General features: G+C 75.9%; 18 protein-coding genes. 10 read left to right on the top strand and 8 right to left on the bottom strand.

What is annotated here, in order from left to right; all coding sequences use genetic code 11:
* Positions 1 to 147: 147 nt before the first annotated feature.
* Positions 148 to 549 (bottom strand): CBS domain-containing protein, encoded by a 402-nt coding sequence (locus PGB27_RS28845; RefSeq protein WP_274203901.1) that lies wholly within the window; start codon positions 547 to 549, stop codon positions 148 to 150.
* Positions 550 to 747: 198 nt separating this feature from the next.
* On the opposite strand from PGB27_RS28845, the gene PGB27_RS28840 reads away from it, so the two are divergent.
* From PGB27_RS28840 to PGB27_RS28825, 4 genes are all read left to right on the top strand, one after another.
* The gene (locus tag PGB27_RS28840; RefSeq protein ID WP_274203900.1) at positions 748 to 1,218 is read left to right on the top strand and encodes a DUF7144 family membrane protein; all 471 of its coding nucleotides are present in this window, start codon (positions 748 to 750) and stop codon (positions 1,216 to 1,218) included.
* 87 nt (positions 1,219 to 1,305) lie between these two features.
* A complete protein-coding gene (locus tag PGB27_RS28835; RefSeq protein ID WP_274203899.1) occupies positions 1,306 to 1,848 on the top strand; it encodes a MarR family winged helix-turn-helix transcriptional regulator in 543 nt (180 codons plus the stop codon).
* Between the two features lie 156 nt (positions 1,849 to 2,004).
* Complete coding sequence (locus PGB27_RS28830) at positions 2,005 to 2,205, top strand: hypothetical protein (RefSeq protein ID WP_274203898.1); 201 nt, start codon at positions 2,005 to 2,007, stop codon at positions 2,203 to 2,205.
* A gap of 144 nt (positions 2,206 to 2,349) precedes the next feature.
* Positions 2,350 to 3,291: a DUF6544 family protein gene (locus PGB27_RS28825; protein WP_274203897.1), complete on the top strand. Its 942-nt coding sequence runs from the start codon at positions 2,350 to 2,352 to the stop codon at positions 3,289 to 3,291.
* Here the strand turns inward: PGB27_RS28825 and PGB27_RS28820 are convergent.
* Entirely contained in the window at positions 3,178 to 4,338 is a 1,161-nt protein-coding gene (locus tag PGB27_RS28820) for an MFS transporter (RefSeq protein WP_274203896.1), read from the bottom strand. The genes PGB27_RS28825 and PGB27_RS28820 overlap by 114 nt on opposite strands.
* Positions 4,339 to 4,519: 181 nt before the next feature.
* Here PGB27_RS28820 and PGB27_RS28815 point away from each other — a divergent pair, with 181 nt between their 5' ends.
* A complete protein-coding gene (locus PGB27_RS28815; RefSeq protein WP_274203895.1) occupies positions 4,520 to 5,065 on the top strand; it encodes an ArsI/CadI family heavy metal resistance metalloenzyme in 546 nt (181 codons plus the stop codon).
* Between the two features lie 36 nt (positions 5,066 to 5,101).
* Here PGB27_RS28815 and PGB27_RS28810 read toward each other — a convergent pair whose 3' ends face one another.
* Together PGB27_RS28810 and PGB27_RS28805 are read right to left on the bottom strand one after the other, a co-directional pair.
* Positions 5,102 to 5,497, bottom strand: coding sequence for a VOC family protein (locus PGB27_RS28810; RefSeq protein ID WP_274203894.1), 396 nt, complete (start codon positions 5,495 to 5,497; stop codon positions 5,102 to 5,104).
* Positions 5,494 to 6,258 (bottom strand): arsenate reductase/protein-tyrosine-phosphatase family protein, encoded by a 765-nt coding sequence (locus PGB27_RS28805; protein WP_274203893.1) that lies wholly within the window; start codon positions 6,256 to 6,258, stop codon positions 5,494 to 5,496. The genes PGB27_RS28810 and PGB27_RS28805 overlap by 4 nt, the downstream gene beginning before the upstream one ends.
* 73 nt (positions 6,259 to 6,331) lie before the next feature.
* Between PGB27_RS28805 and PGB27_RS28800 the strand changes: the two genes are divergently transcribed.
* On the top strand, positions 6,332 to 7,588 hold the full coding sequence (locus PGB27_RS28800) for an APC family permease (RefSeq protein ID WP_274203892.1): 1,257 nt from the start codon (positions 6,332 to 6,334) through the stop codon (positions 7,586 to 7,588).
* 51 nt (positions 7,589 to 7,639) lie between these two features.
* On the opposite strand, the gene PGB27_RS28795 is transcribed toward PGB27_RS28800, so the two are convergent.
* Positions 7,640 to 8,122, bottom strand: coding sequence for a protein-tyrosine phosphatase family protein (locus PGB27_RS28795; RefSeq protein ID WP_274203891.1), 483 nt, complete (start codon positions 8,120 to 8,122; stop codon positions 7,640 to 7,642).
* Positions 8,123 to 8,206: 84 nt separating this feature from the next.
* Here PGB27_RS28795 and PGB27_RS28790 point away from each other — a divergent pair, with 84 nt between their 5' ends.
* Entirely contained in the window at positions 8,207 to 8,470 is a 264-nt protein-coding gene (locus tag PGB27_RS28790; protein WP_274203890.1) for a hypothetical protein, read from the top strand.
* A 109-nt stretch (positions 8,471 to 8,579) separates the two neighbouring features.
* Entirely contained in the window at positions 8,580 to 9,125 is a 546-nt protein-coding gene (locus tag PGB27_RS28785; protein WP_274203889.1) for a 2'-5' RNA ligase family protein, read from the top strand.
* A gap of 162 nt (positions 9,126 to 9,287) precedes the next feature.
* Here the strand turns inward: PGB27_RS28785 and PGB27_RS28780 are convergent, their stop codons facing one another.
* The gene (locus PGB27_RS28780; RefSeq protein WP_274203888.1) at positions 9,288 to 10,937 is read right to left on the bottom strand and encodes a heparin lyase I family protein; all 1,650 of its coding nucleotides are present in this window, start codon (positions 10,935 to 10,937) and stop codon (positions 9,288 to 9,290) included.
* A gap of 132 nt (positions 10,938 to 11,069) precedes the next feature.
* Here PGB27_RS28780 and PGB27_RS28775 point away from each other — a divergent pair, with 132 nt between their 5' ends.
* Positions 11,070 to 12,050, top strand: a complete 981-nt coding sequence (locus PGB27_RS28775) for an NADP-dependent oxidoreductase (RefSeq protein ID WP_274203887.1) — start codon at positions 11,070 to 11,072, stop codon at positions 12,048 to 12,050.
* Between the two features lie 295 nt (positions 12,051 to 12,345).
* Here PGB27_RS28775 and PGB27_RS28770 read toward each other — a convergent pair whose 3' ends face one another.
* A complete protein-coding gene (locus PGB27_RS28770) occupies positions 12,346 to 13,104 on the bottom strand; it encodes a molybdopterin-dependent oxidoreductase (protein WP_274203886.1) in 759 nt (252 codons plus the stop codon).
* Positions 13,105 to 13,203: 99 nt separating this feature from the next.
* Here PGB27_RS28770 and PGB27_RS28765 point away from each other — a divergent pair, with 99 nt between their 5' ends.
* Positions 13,204 to 13,809: a TetR/AcrR family transcriptional regulator gene (locus PGB27_RS28765; RefSeq protein WP_274203885.1), complete on the top strand. Its 606-nt coding sequence runs from the start codon at positions 13,204 to 13,206 to the stop codon at positions 13,807 to 13,809.
* Between the two features lie 43 nt (positions 13,810 to 13,852).
* Here PGB27_RS28765 and PGB27_RS28760 read toward each other — a convergent pair whose 3' ends face one another.
* The gene (locus PGB27_RS28760) at positions 13,853 to 14,446 is read right to left on the bottom strand and encodes a dihydrofolate reductase family protein (RefSeq protein ID WP_274203884.1); all 594 of its coding nucleotides are present in this window, start codon (positions 14,444 to 14,446) and stop codon (positions 13,853 to 13,855) included.
* Positions 14,447 to 14,478: the final 32 nt, after the last annotated feature.

Raw genomic sequence — 14,478 nt, 5'->3', positions numbered from 1 at the left:
GAGGCGTCGGGGGCGGTGGGGGCGGGGACTGCGGGACGGGCGTGGTGGTCATGGCGCTCTCCGGTCGTCGACGACGATGCCTGCGCCGACGCTGCCGGCGGCGTCCGACGTCGAGCAGGGCCGACCGGACCGGAGCGGCCGGGGCGTTCAGTCCTCGTCGAGGTGCGCGAGGGCGACGAGCGCGTCGGTGGTGGTGACGATGCCGACCACCGTGCCCTCCTCGACGACCACCGCGGCGTCCAGGCCGCCGGCGAGCACCGCCCGCGCGACGTGGGCGGCCGTGGTGCCGGCCTCCACCGTCGGCACCGGGCCGCGCACCAGGCGCCCGACCGGCTCGGTCACGCCGTCCACGGCCGCGGCGATGAGGTCGCGGTCGACGAGGAGCCCGGTACAGCGGTCGCCGGCGATCACCGGCAGGTGCCGCACCCCGGCCACCCGCATGACGCGCAGCGCCTCGGCCACCGACGTCTGTTCGGTGACCACCCGCACGGGCCGGCTGGGGCGCAGCCGCGGTGCGGGGTCCTGGGGGCCGGAGCGCGTGGTCGTCATGGCGCCATTGCGCCCGACGCCGTCGTCGCACACCAGGGCCGTCGGTCCCGCCCGCGGGGACCGGCCGGACGGGGGACGGGACCGGGGTCCGCCCGCAGTCGGGTCGTTGGTCCCTGACCGTGCGACGCGATCCGCGTGACCGTCACGACGGGCCCGTCGGCCGACGGGTCCGAGGCGGTGGCAGTGGGAGGAGGAGCCATGAGCGAGCAGACCGCCGGCGAACGTCCGGAGTCCCGAGCGCGACCGGCCGGGAGGACGGGCGCGGCGCCGGCTCCGGAGGCGGGTGCCTGGACCGGCTGGGTGCGCTTCGGGGCCGTCGTCATGGTGGTCGTCGGCGTGTTCGGCGTGATCGAGGGTCTGGCGGCGATCGTCAGCCCGACGTACTTCGTGACCGACACCGGCACGGTGCTCGTCCTGTCCTGGGCGACGTGGGGCTGGATCCACCTCGTGATCGGGGCGCTGGTCGCGATCGTCGGGGCCGGCCTGCTCGGCGAGGCGGCGAGCTGGGCGCGGGGTGCGGCGATCGCGATCGTCGGACTGAGCGCCATCGTCCACCTGATCATGATCCCGGTGGCGCCCGTGTGGTCCATCGTCGTGATCGCGCTGGACCTGGTGATCCTCTACGCGCTGGTCACGACCTGGGACGAGCCGCTGGGTGCTCGTCGCTGAGGGAGCTCCGCCCCCGGGACGGCACCGCGCCGGACCGGGGGCGGACGTCTGCCCGGCGGGGGAGTGTCGTACGGAGATGGGGTCGACGTGACCGAGGAACCGGGCCCTGCCTCCGTCCCGGACCGGGTGCGCGACCTGGTCCTGGCCGTCGACGCCTACCGCCGGGCCTACGCCGACGTGCTCGGTCTCGGCGTCGGTGAGGTGCTGACGCTCTCCGACCTGGGTCGCGAGGGTGCCCGACCGGTCGCGATCCTCGCCGCCCGCCTGGGTGTGACGGCGAAGGCGGGCACCGCGCTGGCCGACCGGTTGCAGGCGAGGGGACTGGTCGAGCGCCGCCGGCACCCGACCGACCGTCGCAGCACCCTCGTCGACCTGACCCCTCGCGGACGGCGCGTCGCGGATCTCATGGAGCGGCTCTTCCGCGACGACGTGGAGTCCGCGCTCGAGGGCGCCCCCGCGGAGCACCAGCGCGAGCTCGCCGGTCTGCTCGACGGCCTCGCCGCCGCCCTGCGCCAGAGCGCGGGCGACGTCAACCGGCTGCGTCGGCGGCTCCTGCGCGAGGACACCACCCCGGACGGCCCGGCGGGCGGTGCCCGGGCTCGCGGTGTCCCCGACGACGCGCCGGGGTGACCCGGTCGTGGCCGCTCCTCGCGGCCGGCCGGGCGTCGAGCGGCAGGACGACCATCGACCCGGGCGGCCGGGTCGGAGTACCCGGGCGCCGGGCGGTCCCGCGGACGAGCGTCTCGGGGTGCGGGCGAGGACCCGCACCGAGGAGAGGAGATCGCCATGGACAGCACCACCGACACGCGGCGCCGGGTCGTCGACCACGCCGGGGTGGGCATCGGCCGGGCCGGCGACGACGGCTGGGTCACCGACTTCGCCGGCGTGCGCCTCGGTCGGGTCCTCGACGACGGCATCGTCGAGGACTTCTCCCACGTCCACATCGGGACGCTCGACACGACGACGCCGCGCCACGCGGCGGCCTGAGCCCCGGGCTGACGCCGCGTCGCTGCCCGGGGACCATCGGCCCTGGTGGCCGCGCGGGTCCGTCCCCAGCCTGGACGGGTCGGCATCGTGACACCGCCGCGACCTCGACGCGGCGCGGGCCCCCGACCGGCCGGAGGTGCGCACGTGATCACCACGCGAGACCTGGACGCCCTGTTCGGCAGGGCGGAGCACGCGCCCCCGCAGGCGCCCCCGTCTGCCGCGCCCGCGGTCTTCTGGCCGTGCGACCTGCGTGACCGGGTGCCCCCGGCGGTGCTGCGCTGGTTCGCGCAGTCCCTGCTCCCCGGGGCGCCCCTGGCCCCCGCGGTGCGGCTGCGGATGCGCGGCTCGCTGCGGCTGGGGCGGGCGTGGCTCCCGTTCCGCGCCGACGAGGTGCTCGCGCCACGGCGGGGTTTCCGCTGGTCGGCGACGGTCGCCGGGGTCATCCGCGGGACGGATCGCGGCGGTGCGGGACCGGGGCGGATGCGCTGGACCCTGGCGCAGCTGGTGACCCTGGTGGACGCCGACGGCCCCGACATCAGCCGCAGTGCCGCCGGGCGCGCCGGCGCGGAGGCCATCTGGGCCCCCGCGGCCGTCCTGCCGGGTCCCGGCGTCTCGTGGTCCGCGCTCGACGACCGCCACCTGCGCGTCCTCTTCGACGTCGGTGACACCCCCGTCGACCTGCACCTCCACCTCGACGACGCGGGGCGCCTGCGGACGTTCCGCACGATGCGGTGGGGCGACCCCGACGGGACCGGCCGCTGGGACTGGCACCCCTTCGGCGGCCGGGTCACGACCACCAGGCTCTTCGGGACCTCCGTGGTCCCGGCGACCGGTGCGGTGGGCTGGTACCCCGACGGCCCCGACGCCCGTCGTCACGAGTTCTTCCGCTTCCGCCTCACGGCGCTGACGCCGACGGGTCGGGTGCCCGGCGACGGCGACGCGACGGCGAGAGCCGACCGCGGAGCGTCCGACTCACGCGGGGTGGGCGACGAGCCGCCCGTAGACGCCGACCGCGACCCAGGACAGCGCGGCGATCCCGAGGAGGACCACGTAGACGGCTGCGAAGCCGATCACGGCGGCCAGTGAGGCCGCGGCGACGGGCGCGACGAGGCCGGCGATGCCCCAGCCGGTGAACACCAGGCCGTAGGTGGTGCCGAAGCGCTCGGCCGGGACCACGTCGGAGGTGGCCGCCGGCGCCAGGGTCGACAGCGCCCCGTACTGGGTGCCCAGCAGGAGCAGGGCGGCCAGGGCGACCGGTCCGCTCGCGCCGGACGCCAGCGGGAGGCACGCGAGGACGAGCAGCGCGGCGTCGGCGTGCAGCGCCGCGCGCCGGCCGATGCGGTCGGAGAGGGGGCCGGCGACGAGCCGGCCGGCGAAGTTGCCGACGTTCAGCAGCACGACCGCGAGGGTGACCGCGGCCGCGTCCCCGGCGAGGTCGCCGGCCTGGGCGAAGGCGGCGAGGGCGGGCGCGCTGCCGAGGCCGAAGGCCAGCCAGAGGGCGACGACGGGCCCGCTCGGGCGGGATCGCGGGGTGGTGTGGTCGCGCCGCCGCGGCGGGGCGGGACGAGCGCCGGGGACGAGGGCGGCGGCGACGGCGAGGACGGCGCCGAGAACCGCGGCGAGGACGACGAAGGTCGCGGTGCGGCCCACCGCCGCCAGCAGCGCGGCCGCGAGCGGGGCGAGGACGGCGGTGCCGGCGGCGTAGGCGCTGACGACGAGGCCGAGGGCGAGACCGCGGCCGGAGGTGACGGTGCCGGCGACGCGGACGGCGGTGGCGTAGCCGAGGCCGGTGGCGCCGCCGACCAGCACGCCGAAGGTCAGGAACAGCACGGCGGCCGAGCCGGCGACGGCGCTGCCGAGCAGGCCGAGGACCGTGCCGGCGAGGGCGATCAGCGCCAGCCGGCGCGGTGCGGTGCGGTCGGCGGCCCGTCCGCCGGCCAGGACGCCGAGCATGAAGGCGGCCAGGCCGACGGAGAACACGCCGGCCAGCAGGGCGTGGCCGACGCCGAGGTCGCGCCCGAGGGCGTCGGTGAAGACGTCCCAGGCGAACAGCGGGCTGACGGCGAGGTCGAGCAGGACGGCGCCGGTGAGGGCGCGTCCCTTGCCGGTCGTCGCGGTGTCGGTGTCGGCCACGGGTCACATGGTGGCGGCGTCGACGCTGACGACCAGGCCGCCCACCGCCTCGTTCACCCGCGCCGGTCGCTCCTGGACCTCGTGCTTCGACAAACATCTACCTTGACATATGTCGAAACAGGGCGCAGTCTTCGGTTCGACGGACGTCGAAGCAGGCGTCCCGGAGTTCGAGGAGGACACCGTGTCCCGTGTGCAGCTCGCCCTGCGGGTCTCCGACCTGGAGGGCTCGATCCGCTTCTACTCCCAGCTCTTCGGCGTGGAGCCGGCCAAGCGCCGCCCCGGCTACGCCAACTTCGCGGTCCCCGAGCCACCGCTCAAGCTGGTCCTGCTGGAGGGCGAGGACGACCGTCCAACGGTGATGGACCACCTCGGCGTCGAGGTCGCGTCGACCGACGAGGTCGACGCCGCCACGGCGCGCCTCGCGGAGCTGGGGCTGTTCACCCAGGTCGAGGAGGACACCACCTGTTGCTACGCCCGCCAGGACAAGGTGTGGGTGCACGGCCCGGGCCACGAACCGTGGGAGGTCTACACGGTCAAGGAGGACTCCCCGGACTTCGGCACCACCGGGATCATCAGCACGATGCCCGACGCCACCGGTGAGACCTCGGGCGCAGCGTCCTCGTGCTGCGGGGTCACCGCGTGCTGCTCTCCCGACGAGGCCGCCACCGACCCGGGCGTGACCGTCACCGAGGCCAAGACCGCCGCCGGCTGCGGGTGCGTCGCGTGACCCAGGACCGGGTCTCCCGCCCCTGAGATCCGGGCGCTACCGGGGGTCGGCGGGCGCCGCGGGCTGGAACAGCTCGACCAGGTTGCCGTCCGGGTCGGCGACGAGGACCTGGCGCCCGCCGGGTCCGGCGACGAGATCGCTGCGGAAGCCCAGTCCCGCGCTGCGGAGCCGGGCGATCTCGTCGTCGAGGTCGTCGACGACGAGGTGGATGCGGTTGCGGCCCGGCGTCGCGGCGTCCTCGGGCGTGGCCCGCGCGCCGGAACTGGCCGGACCGGACAGCAGGAGCCGGAGCGGCCCCCGGACGACGTCGGCGAACGCCGGCGCGACGGCCGTGTTGAGCCTGAACCCGAGGTGGGTCGTGTAGAAGGCGATGGCGGCGTCGACGTCCTCGACGAGGTAGCGGACGCTGGCGCGCTCCGGGTGCTCGGTCACGGCGGACCCTCCGATCTTGCTGTCGCGGTGAGGACGGGGAGCAGGTACCGGACGCGGGTGTCGATGTCCGCGGTGGCGTGCTCGAAGGCCTGGCGGCCGGGGTCGGCCGCCGGGTCGCGGACGCTCCAGTGGATCGTCCGCTGCTGGCCGGGGAACTCCGGGCACACCTCGCGGGCCTTGTCGCACAGGGTGACGACCACGTCGAAGCGGCGGTCGGTGAGCGTGTCCAGGCCTCGGGGCCGCCGGCCGGACAGGTCGATGCCGAAGCCCCGCTGCAGGGCGCGGACGGCGTCGGGGTGCAGCTGGTCCTTGGGCCGGGTGCCGGCGCTGGTGGCCGACACCCCGGCGACGGCATGGCGGTCGAGCAGCGCCTCGGCGATGGGGGAGCGCGCGCTGTTGCCCGTGCAGACGAACAGCACCTCGATGCGCCGTGACGGCGCGGGTGACCCGCTGTCGTGTGGCCGTCGCAGTGCCGGGTGGAGGGCGACGCCGGCGTCGTCCAGGCCGTTAGCGCAGCGGTCCAGGTCGAGGTGGTAGTAGCTGTCGCGCCCGTCGAGGCTGCTGCGGGAGCTCGTCACCAACCCGCCGTCACGCAACTGCCGCAGGTGGTACGAGACCAGGTTCTGGGGTTCCCCGACCCGGGCGACCAGCTCGCGGACCCGCTGGTCGCTGACCGACAGCTCGGTCATCAGTCGCCACCGCAGGGGGTGTGCGGCCAGCCGCACGAAAGCCGGGAGCTCGACTTGACCCGCGGATGGCATGCCCGGGAGTATGCGCGCGCCGCCACCGATGCATCAAGTGCATTTGATGGATTGTGGCCGACGGGAGGCCGGGATGACGGATCACGCTGGACTCGCTCGCCGGCTCGGCCTCACCGACGCGGTGGTCATCGGGCTCGGCTCGATGATCGGGGCGGGCGTCTTCTCGGCGTTCGCGCCGGCCGCCGCGGCCGCCGGCGCCGGGCTGCTCCTCGGGCTGGCGATCGCCGCGGTCGTGGCCTACGCCAACGCCACCTCCTCGGCCCAGCTCGCCGCGCAGTACCCCACCTCGGGCGGGACCTACGTCTACGGCCGCGAGCGCCTCGGCGACTGGTGGGGGTTCCTCGCCGGCTGGGGCTTCGTCATCGGCAAGACGGCCAGCTGCGCGGCGATGGCCCTCACCGTCGCCGCCTACACCGTGCCGCCGGCCTGGCAGCGCCCGACGGCCGTCGCGGTGGTCGTGGTGCTGGCCGCCGTCAACTACCGCGGCATCACGCGCACCGCTCGCCTCACCCGGGTGATCGTGACCGTCGTGCTGCTCGCGCTGGCCGTGGCCGTCGCCGCCGCGCTCGCCGGGGGCGGGACGGACCCGGGTGACGCGCCGGTGTGGTCCCTCGGTGCGGCGGGGCCCTACGAGGTGCTGCAGTCCGCCGGCCTGCTGTTCTTCGCCTTCGCGGGCTACGCCCGCATCGCCACCCTCGGCGAGGAGGTCCGCGACCCCGGGCGCACCATCCCGCGCGCCATCGTGGTGGCCTTCGCGATCGCGGTCGCGGTCTACGCCGTCGTCGCGGTGACCGTCCTGCACGCCCTGGGCCCGGACCGGCTCGCCGCCTCGCGAGCGCCCCTCGCCGACGCGGTCGCCGCCGGGAACTGGGCCTGGGCGGAGCCCGTGGTGGTCGTGGGCGGGGCGGCCGCTGCTCTCGGGGCCCTGCTGGCGCTGATCGCCGGGGTCGGCCGGACGATGCTCGCCATGGCGCGGCAGGGCGACCTCCCACGCCGGCTCGCCGCCGTGCACCCCCGTCACCAGGTCCCGCACCGCGCCGAGATCGCCGTCGCCGTCGTCGTCTGCGTGCTCGTGCTCACCACCGACCTGCGCGGCGCGATCGGCTTCTCCTCGTTCGGCGTCCTGCTGTACTACCTGGTCGCGAACCTCTCCGCCTTCACCCAGGCCCCCGAGCAGCGGCGTTTCCCACGGTGGCTGCAGGTCCTCGGCGCCGCCGGCTGCCTCGTCCTCGTGGCGACCCTGCCGTGGCAGGCGGTGCTCGTCGGGTGCCTGGTCTACGCCCTCGGCATCGGCTACCGCATCGTCCGGCTGACGAAGGTGCAGACCTGAGGAGGAGGTCCAGGCCCCCGTGGTCGCGGTCCGCGATCAGGCGCTCCACGCTCATCGAGCCGACCGGGCGGCCTGCTCCCGCAGCTGGGGAAAGCGTCGGACCCATGCGCGTTGCCAGGGCGTCTGCACCGCGCGGTGGTGGAAGTGGTGCCGGGTCCAGCTCACGGCGTGGTCGGCCGGGAGGCCGTCGAGGATCGCCAGGCAGGCGATGACGGTGCCCGTGCGGCCCTTGCCCGCGCGGCACGCCGCCTCGACCCGTCGGCCCGCCCGGGCGTACCGGTACAGCCGCTCGATCGACCGGACCGCGTCGAGGGGGTCGGCCGGGACGCCGAAGTCCGGCCAGTCGAGCCACCCGTGCTGCCAGGCGGGGGCGTAGTCGACGCCCAGGTAGAGGCCGTACTCCGGAGCGCTCCCGCCCGGCAGCGTGTCCTGGACGCCCCGACCCCGCACGACGGTGGCACCGGGGAGGACGAGGGCCGCACGCCAGTCGTCGCGGGTCAGGTCCCGGGCCACCACGCCCTCACTCTGCCGCACGCGGGTCGTGGTGGACGAGCTCCGGGAAAATAGTTGCCGACCGCGGCGGGGTCGACCTGCCCGACGGACGGGACAGTGGGTGCGATGGGAGACGACGTCGTCGCACCACGCACCTCGTTCGGCGGAGCCGACCCCGCGAGTCTCGAGCACCTGGTGTGGCACCAGGACCTGATCTGCCCCGGGGAGCAGTGCCGAGGTCGGATCCGGAGCTTCCCGCCGGGTGAGCTGGTCGACGACGGCCACCACGAGCAGCGGCGGTGTCCGCAGTGCGGGACGACGACGACGGCGCCGGCGTTCTACATCGCCCGGCGCGCGGGGCGGCCCCGGAGCGGGCCGCTCCACGGCTAGCGCACGTGACGACGAGCGACTCCGGAGGACGAGGCAAATCCGTCGTGCACCACCTGATCGTGCACACTCGTACGGTGCCCCCGACCGAGGTCCGCGAGCGCGTGGCGACGTGAGCGCGCGCAGTGCACTGGTCGCGCTCATCGGCGAGGCCGACACCGCGCTGGCCGGACACCGGTGGCGGCTCGATCCGCGTGCGGCGGCGGGCCTGTCCGCGCACGTCACGGTGCTCGCGCCGTTCCTCCCCCCGACGGCCATCGACACCACGGTGATCAAGCGGCTGGACGCGGCTCTCGACGGTGCTCCCGCCTTCGGCTGCGTCTTCGACCAGACGCGGTGGTTCGACCTCGACTGCCTGTGGCTCGCGCCGGTGTCCGAGGCGCCGTTCCGGGCCATGACGGAGCGGGTGTGCGCGGAGTTCCCCGAGCTCCGGCCCTACGACGGGAGGCGCCCGGTCGTCCCGCACCTGACCGTGGGCTTCTCGCGGACGTCGTCGGTGGACGACCTGCGCATCGCCGCCGCCCGACTCGGCCGGGCCCTGCCGATCCGCGCGCAGGTGCGGCATCTCGACCTGCTCGTCCTCGAGGGCGCGAGGGCGCGCTGGCGCCCGCGGGCGCGGTTCGAGCTGGCCGAGCCCGAGGGACGGGCCCGTCGCTAGGTCTCCGCCTCGCGGACCAGGAGCGCGCGAGCAGGTCGTCCTCGACGGTGAACGGCTCGACGTGGACCACCCGGCCTCCCCCGTCCGCCGACGCCGCCCACTCTTCACCGTCGTCGGGAGATCGCAACCTCGTTCCGGTCCGGTGAGCACCGCGGCCCCGGACTACCCGCGCTCGCCCGATCGGCTCGACGACTCGCGGTCGTCCGTGTCGTGCCCGGAGCGGCCGCTGTCGGAGCTGTCGGAGCTGTCGGAGCTGTCGGAGCTGTCGGAGCCGTCGGACCGGTCGCGGTCGGAGTTGTCGGACCGGCCGCCGTCGGAGTGCCGGTCACGGTCTGCACGGTCGGAGCGGTCGCGCTCGGAGCCGTCCGACCGGTCGCTCTCCGACTCCGGGCTCTCCGACTCCGGGCTCTCCGACTCCGGGCTCTCCGACTCCGGGCTCTCCGACTCCGGGCTCTCCGACTCCGGGCTCTCCGACGAACCACGCTCGGCTCGGTCGTCCGCAGAGCGGTCGCGCGGCGATCCGTCGACATCCGCCGCGCGGCGGGGGTCCGCGCCCTCGTCGCGCTCGTGGCCCGAGCGCGTGCGGAGGGCTGACGTCGAGCTGCGGTCGGACGGCGTCCGGTCCTCCGACGCGGTGCGCGCCGACCCGTCGGTCGACGACCCGTCGTCGTCGGCCGTCCCCACACGTCGGGTCGAGTCGCGCGCGGACCCGTCGTGCCGTGAGGCCGACGTCGTCCGCGCCGCCGATGCGTCCGACGGCGCAGCGCGGTCGGCGCGCTCCGGTGGGTCCGTCGGCCGACGCTCCGGCGCGGGGGCCTGCGAGGCCTCGCCGCGGTCCGGGACCGGCGTGGCGCGGCCGTGCTCGAGCTGCCAGCTCCGGAACTGCACGGAGCTGGGCCGCGCGAGGAGTCGGTCCCGGTGCAGGCCGACCTTGAGGTAGCTCTGCTGGCCGGGGTAGAGGGTGCCGCCCCGCGGGTGGTCGTCGACGACGAGCCGGCCGTCCCGCCACACCTCGACACGGGCCTTGTCCGGGTTCGCAGAGAAGTCCACGCGCACGCGCAAGTCGGTCCACGCGCCGATGGGTGCCGGTCCGAGGGCGTGGCTGACGGTGCGCGGACCCGACGGATGACCCTCGCCGCCGTGCAGCACGAGCTCGCCGTCGCGCACCCGCAGATCGAGCGGCGCCGGCCCCGGACCGTCGTTCTCCCACCGGGCGATCACCTGCCGCGTCGCGGAGCCCGGGGCGAACTCGCCGTCCAGCCGCACCGAGAACGCCACGTCGTGGCGGTCGCCCTCCTGGGCGGCGGGCACGTCGGGCTCGACCTCGCTGCGCTGGCCGCGACCCGTCAGGAGCACGGTCACCTCGTCGTCGTCCACCCGGGGCGGCAGGGGACCCACGGTGTTCCACGGCGTCTGCCGGAACGCGGCCGGACCGTCGGCTCGCCACAGCGTCGGTGCCGGCGGCTCCGCCACGGGGGCCGGCGGCTCCGCCACGGGGGCCGGTGCGCCGGCCGGGACCGCGACCGTCCCGGGCGGCGACGGGGCGCGGGGCGGGGGGACCGGGGCCCCGGGTTCCCCGGCCGTCCCGGACGGGCCGTCGGGACGGGCCTGCGGCGGGTCCGGCGCGGCGTCGGGCGACCAGGGCCCCGCGGTGCTCGCGACCGCGATCCCGCCCGCGAGGGCGCCGACGGCCACGACGGCGGCGGCGCGGTCGCGGGTGACGCTCGCGGGTCGACGGTGTGAGCGGCTCCCGTCGGCGGGCAGCTCCGGGCGCGTGCCGGCGCCCGTGTCGCGATGGCGTCCCACCCTCATGGCGTTGCCGCACCACCGGGGCGAAAACGCCCTACCCGCGAGCTTGGTGCCGGCGATCCAACGGATTGCGACAGCCGCACCGCCGGTCCGGACCGGGATCGCACTGCCCCGACAGGCACTAGTCTCGGACGGATGCGGGTCGGGAGCTTCGCCGGGTTCGGCCCGCCCTCGGTGATGCGCGTCGAGCACCGCCGGGCCCCGGAGGACCCGCGCCGCGACGAGGTGCTGATCGAGGTCGAGGCCAGCAGCATCAACGGCACCGACCTGGGCCTGCGACGCGGCGACCTCCCGCCGGCGACGTGGGGCCGGATGCCCTTCGTCCCGGGCTTCGACGTCGCCGGTCGGGTCCTGTCGGTCGGGCCGACGGTCACCGCGTTCTCGCCCGGCGACCGCGTCGCCGCGCTCCTGCCGCACCGTGGTGGTGGGCTCGCCGAGCAGGTCGTGGTCGAGCAGCACCGGGCTGCGCGCGTCCCCGACGAGGTCTCCGGCACCGACGCCGCGGCCGTGACCCTGGCCGGGCTGACGGCGTTGCAGGCGCTGCACCACGTGGGGAGCCTGCGGGCACGTCGTGGTCCCGGGGGTGAGCCCCCACGGGTGCTCGTCAGCGGGGCGGCCGGGGGCATCGGGTCGTTCGCCGTGCAGCTCGCCGGCCTCGAGGGCGCGGAGGTCACCGGCACCGCCGGCGCCGCCAAGCTGGAGTGGGTGCGGGGGCTCGGCGCGCACCGCGTCCTCGACCGGCGCGCCCCGGGTCTCGCCGAGCGCCTCGCCGAGGCCGGTCCGTTCGCGCTGGTCCTCGACGCCGCCGGCCGGTCCCGTGCCCGCGGGCTGACGCCCCTCCTCGCCCCCGGCGGCATCGTGGTCTCGGTCCGTCCGCTGCACCCCGACGTCCTGCGGTCCCTGCGGCCGCGGCGCGACTTCGCCACCGTGCGGACCGCCCCGCGCAGCGCCGACCTCGCGCACCTCCTGCGGCTGATCGCGACGGGCCGGCTCCGGGCGCCCGTCGAGCACGTCGTCGCGCTCGACGACGTCGCGCACGCCCACCACCTCGCCGAGACCGAGGGACGGGGCAAGGTCGTGGTCGACCTGACCGCGGCGGCCCCGCCCGGTCGCTGACCGGTCACGGCGCCACGGAGGCCGTGCCGTCGGTGTCGCAGCACGCCGGAGCGGGCTCGGCCCTCCCGGAGAAATCCCCCGAAGATGCCGCGCGCGCCGTCGTCGATCGACTGCTCGGCGCGACGATCACCTCGCTGGCCGTCCACGACGAGGGGGAACCCACGGCCACACCGACCGACGCCGCCGCGCCTGCGACCGCCACGTCGCGGGAGGTGATCGACGCCGTCTACGAGGCCTTCGGGCGCGGTGCGGCGAGGACACCACCACCACGGCCTGACGGTCGGCGGGGGAGCGATCAGCGGTCCGCAGCTCCCGACGAGCGCGGGGCCACCCGGGCGCGCGCCCCGAGTCCGCTGAGCCAGCGGATCGGTGGGATCAGCAGGTGGTAGACCGGCCGGACCAGCCGGCCGGGGAGGCTGCCGTGGCGCTCCTCCTCCCAGACCCGCGCGCGGGGGTGCTCCTCGAGGAGCCGCTGGGCCGGTGACCGGGGGATGCCGCTCGGCGGTGCGGTGCGGACCTCGATGCGACTGAGGTGCTTGGTGCTGATGAAGCCGTACTGGCTGGGGCTGACGAGCCGGACCGGCGCGCCGTGGTCGCTGTCGAGGGGGCGGCCGTCGAGGTGCTCGGCGATCAGCACGTCGTCGTTCAGCGCGTCCTCGATCGTCGCGACCGAGCGGTGGCCGTCGAGCCCGCCGAACACGAGGTGGGTGACGACGGAGGCCGGGTCGAGCACCGGCTCGACGACCTCCCGGTAGAAGGTCGCGAAGGCCACCCCCTCCCACCGCAGGCCGACGGCCGACCAGCCGGCGACGCAGTGGAAGTCGGCGAGCTGCTCCCGGCGCGGGAGCCGCCCCAGCTCGGTCACCGGCAGCCGGACCACCCGGGTCACCGCCCCGCGGATCTCGATCGCGTGGTCGGCGGGGACCTCCGGGGCCGGGTGGTGGAGGTGGGTGCCGAAGCGCGGGAAACCGGCGACCGGCCGCTGCCCCGGAGGCAGCGCCAGCCCCGGGCGGCCCTCGTCGGTCGTGGTCCGGCCCTGCACGGTGCGGGTCATGGCGATCCCCCGTCTATACGGCGTCGTATACCGGAGTCCCGGAGGCTACCAGCATGTGTACGGTGCCGTACAGAAGTTGCCGGACGAAGGAGGGCGTGCATGGCGGTCGCCCGGACACCGCGCCACCGCTGGATCGGCGCGGGCCTGGACGCGCTGGCCACCGGCGGTCCCGACGCGGTGCAGATCGAGTCGCTCGCGCGGGCGCTGGGCGTCACCAAGGGTGGCTTCTACGGCTACTTCGCCGATCGGCGGGCGCTGCTGACCGAGGTGCTCGACACCTGGGAGGCCCGCAGCACGGGCGAGGTCGTCGCCCGGGTCGAGGACGAGGGTGGCGACGCCATGGCGAAGGCCCTGCGGGCGGCCGAGCTCACCTTCAGCGCGGAGCTGCGCCCGATCGACCTCGCCGTCCGCGAGTGGGCCCGCCGCGATGCCGGGGTCGCCGAACGCCTGCGTCGCGTCGACAACGCCCGGATGGCGTACCTGCGCGCGCTGCTCGGGCCGGTCAGCGCCGACGAGGAGGACCTCGAGGCCCGCTGCTTCGTGGCGTTCTCGGTGGCGGTGGCCGACCACCTCATCGCGGCCGACCACGGCGCCCTCGCGCGCGCCGACGTGCGCGCGGCGATCCGCCGGCAGCTGTTCACCCCGGTCGGCGGGGTCGCGGACCGTTCCGGGTCGGGCCCCGCGTCCGTACCGTCGGAGCGGTGACGCCGCTACGGACGGGGGCGCCGCCGCGCCACCGGCCGCTCGGTCAGCCGGCGTCGACCCGCCGCCGGTAGCGGATGTGCGTGGCGAGGGGGGAGTGGAGCACCTCGACGGGCTCGAAGTCGAAGGACGCGACGCCGTCGAACATGCGCTCGCCGTCGCCGAGCAGGGTGGGAGCGATGTCCAGCGTGAGCTCGTCGATCACGCCGGCGATCAGCGCCTGACGCACGGTGGAGGCCCCGCCGGCGATGTCGACGCCCTTGCCGTCGGCGGTCTCGACCGCCCGCGCGTAGGCCGCGTCGAAGCCCTCGGTGACGAAGTGGAAGGTCGTCCCGCCCTCCATCTCGATCGGCTCGTGGGCGTGGTGGGTCAGCACGAACACCGGCGCGTGGTACGGCGGCTCGAGGCCCCACCAGCCGCGCCAGTCCTCGTCCCAGGCCCCGCGGACCGGCCCGAACATGTTCCGGCCCATGACGTACGCCCCGCGCGGCCGCAGGAGCCAGCCGGCCGCGACCTCGTCGGCCTCGGTCGCCCGGGGGTCGCCGATGTGCCACCCGTGCACCTCGATGCCGCGCTTGCCGAGCGGGTCCTCGCGACTCTGGGCCGGGCCGGCGACGAAGCCGTCGATCGAGAGGGACATGTGGCAGGTGGTGTCCGACATCCGGCGCCCCC

It is taken from the genome of Actinomycetospora lemnae (genome assembly GCF_028737315.1).
In the GTDB taxonomy this organism is placed as follows: domain Bacteria; phylum Actinomycetota; class Actinomycetes; order Mycobacteriales; family Pseudonocardiaceae; genus Actinomycetospora; species Actinomycetospora lemnae.
Note: the sequence above shows the minus strand (reverse complement) of the source record. Positions and strands in the feature narration are given on the sequence as shown.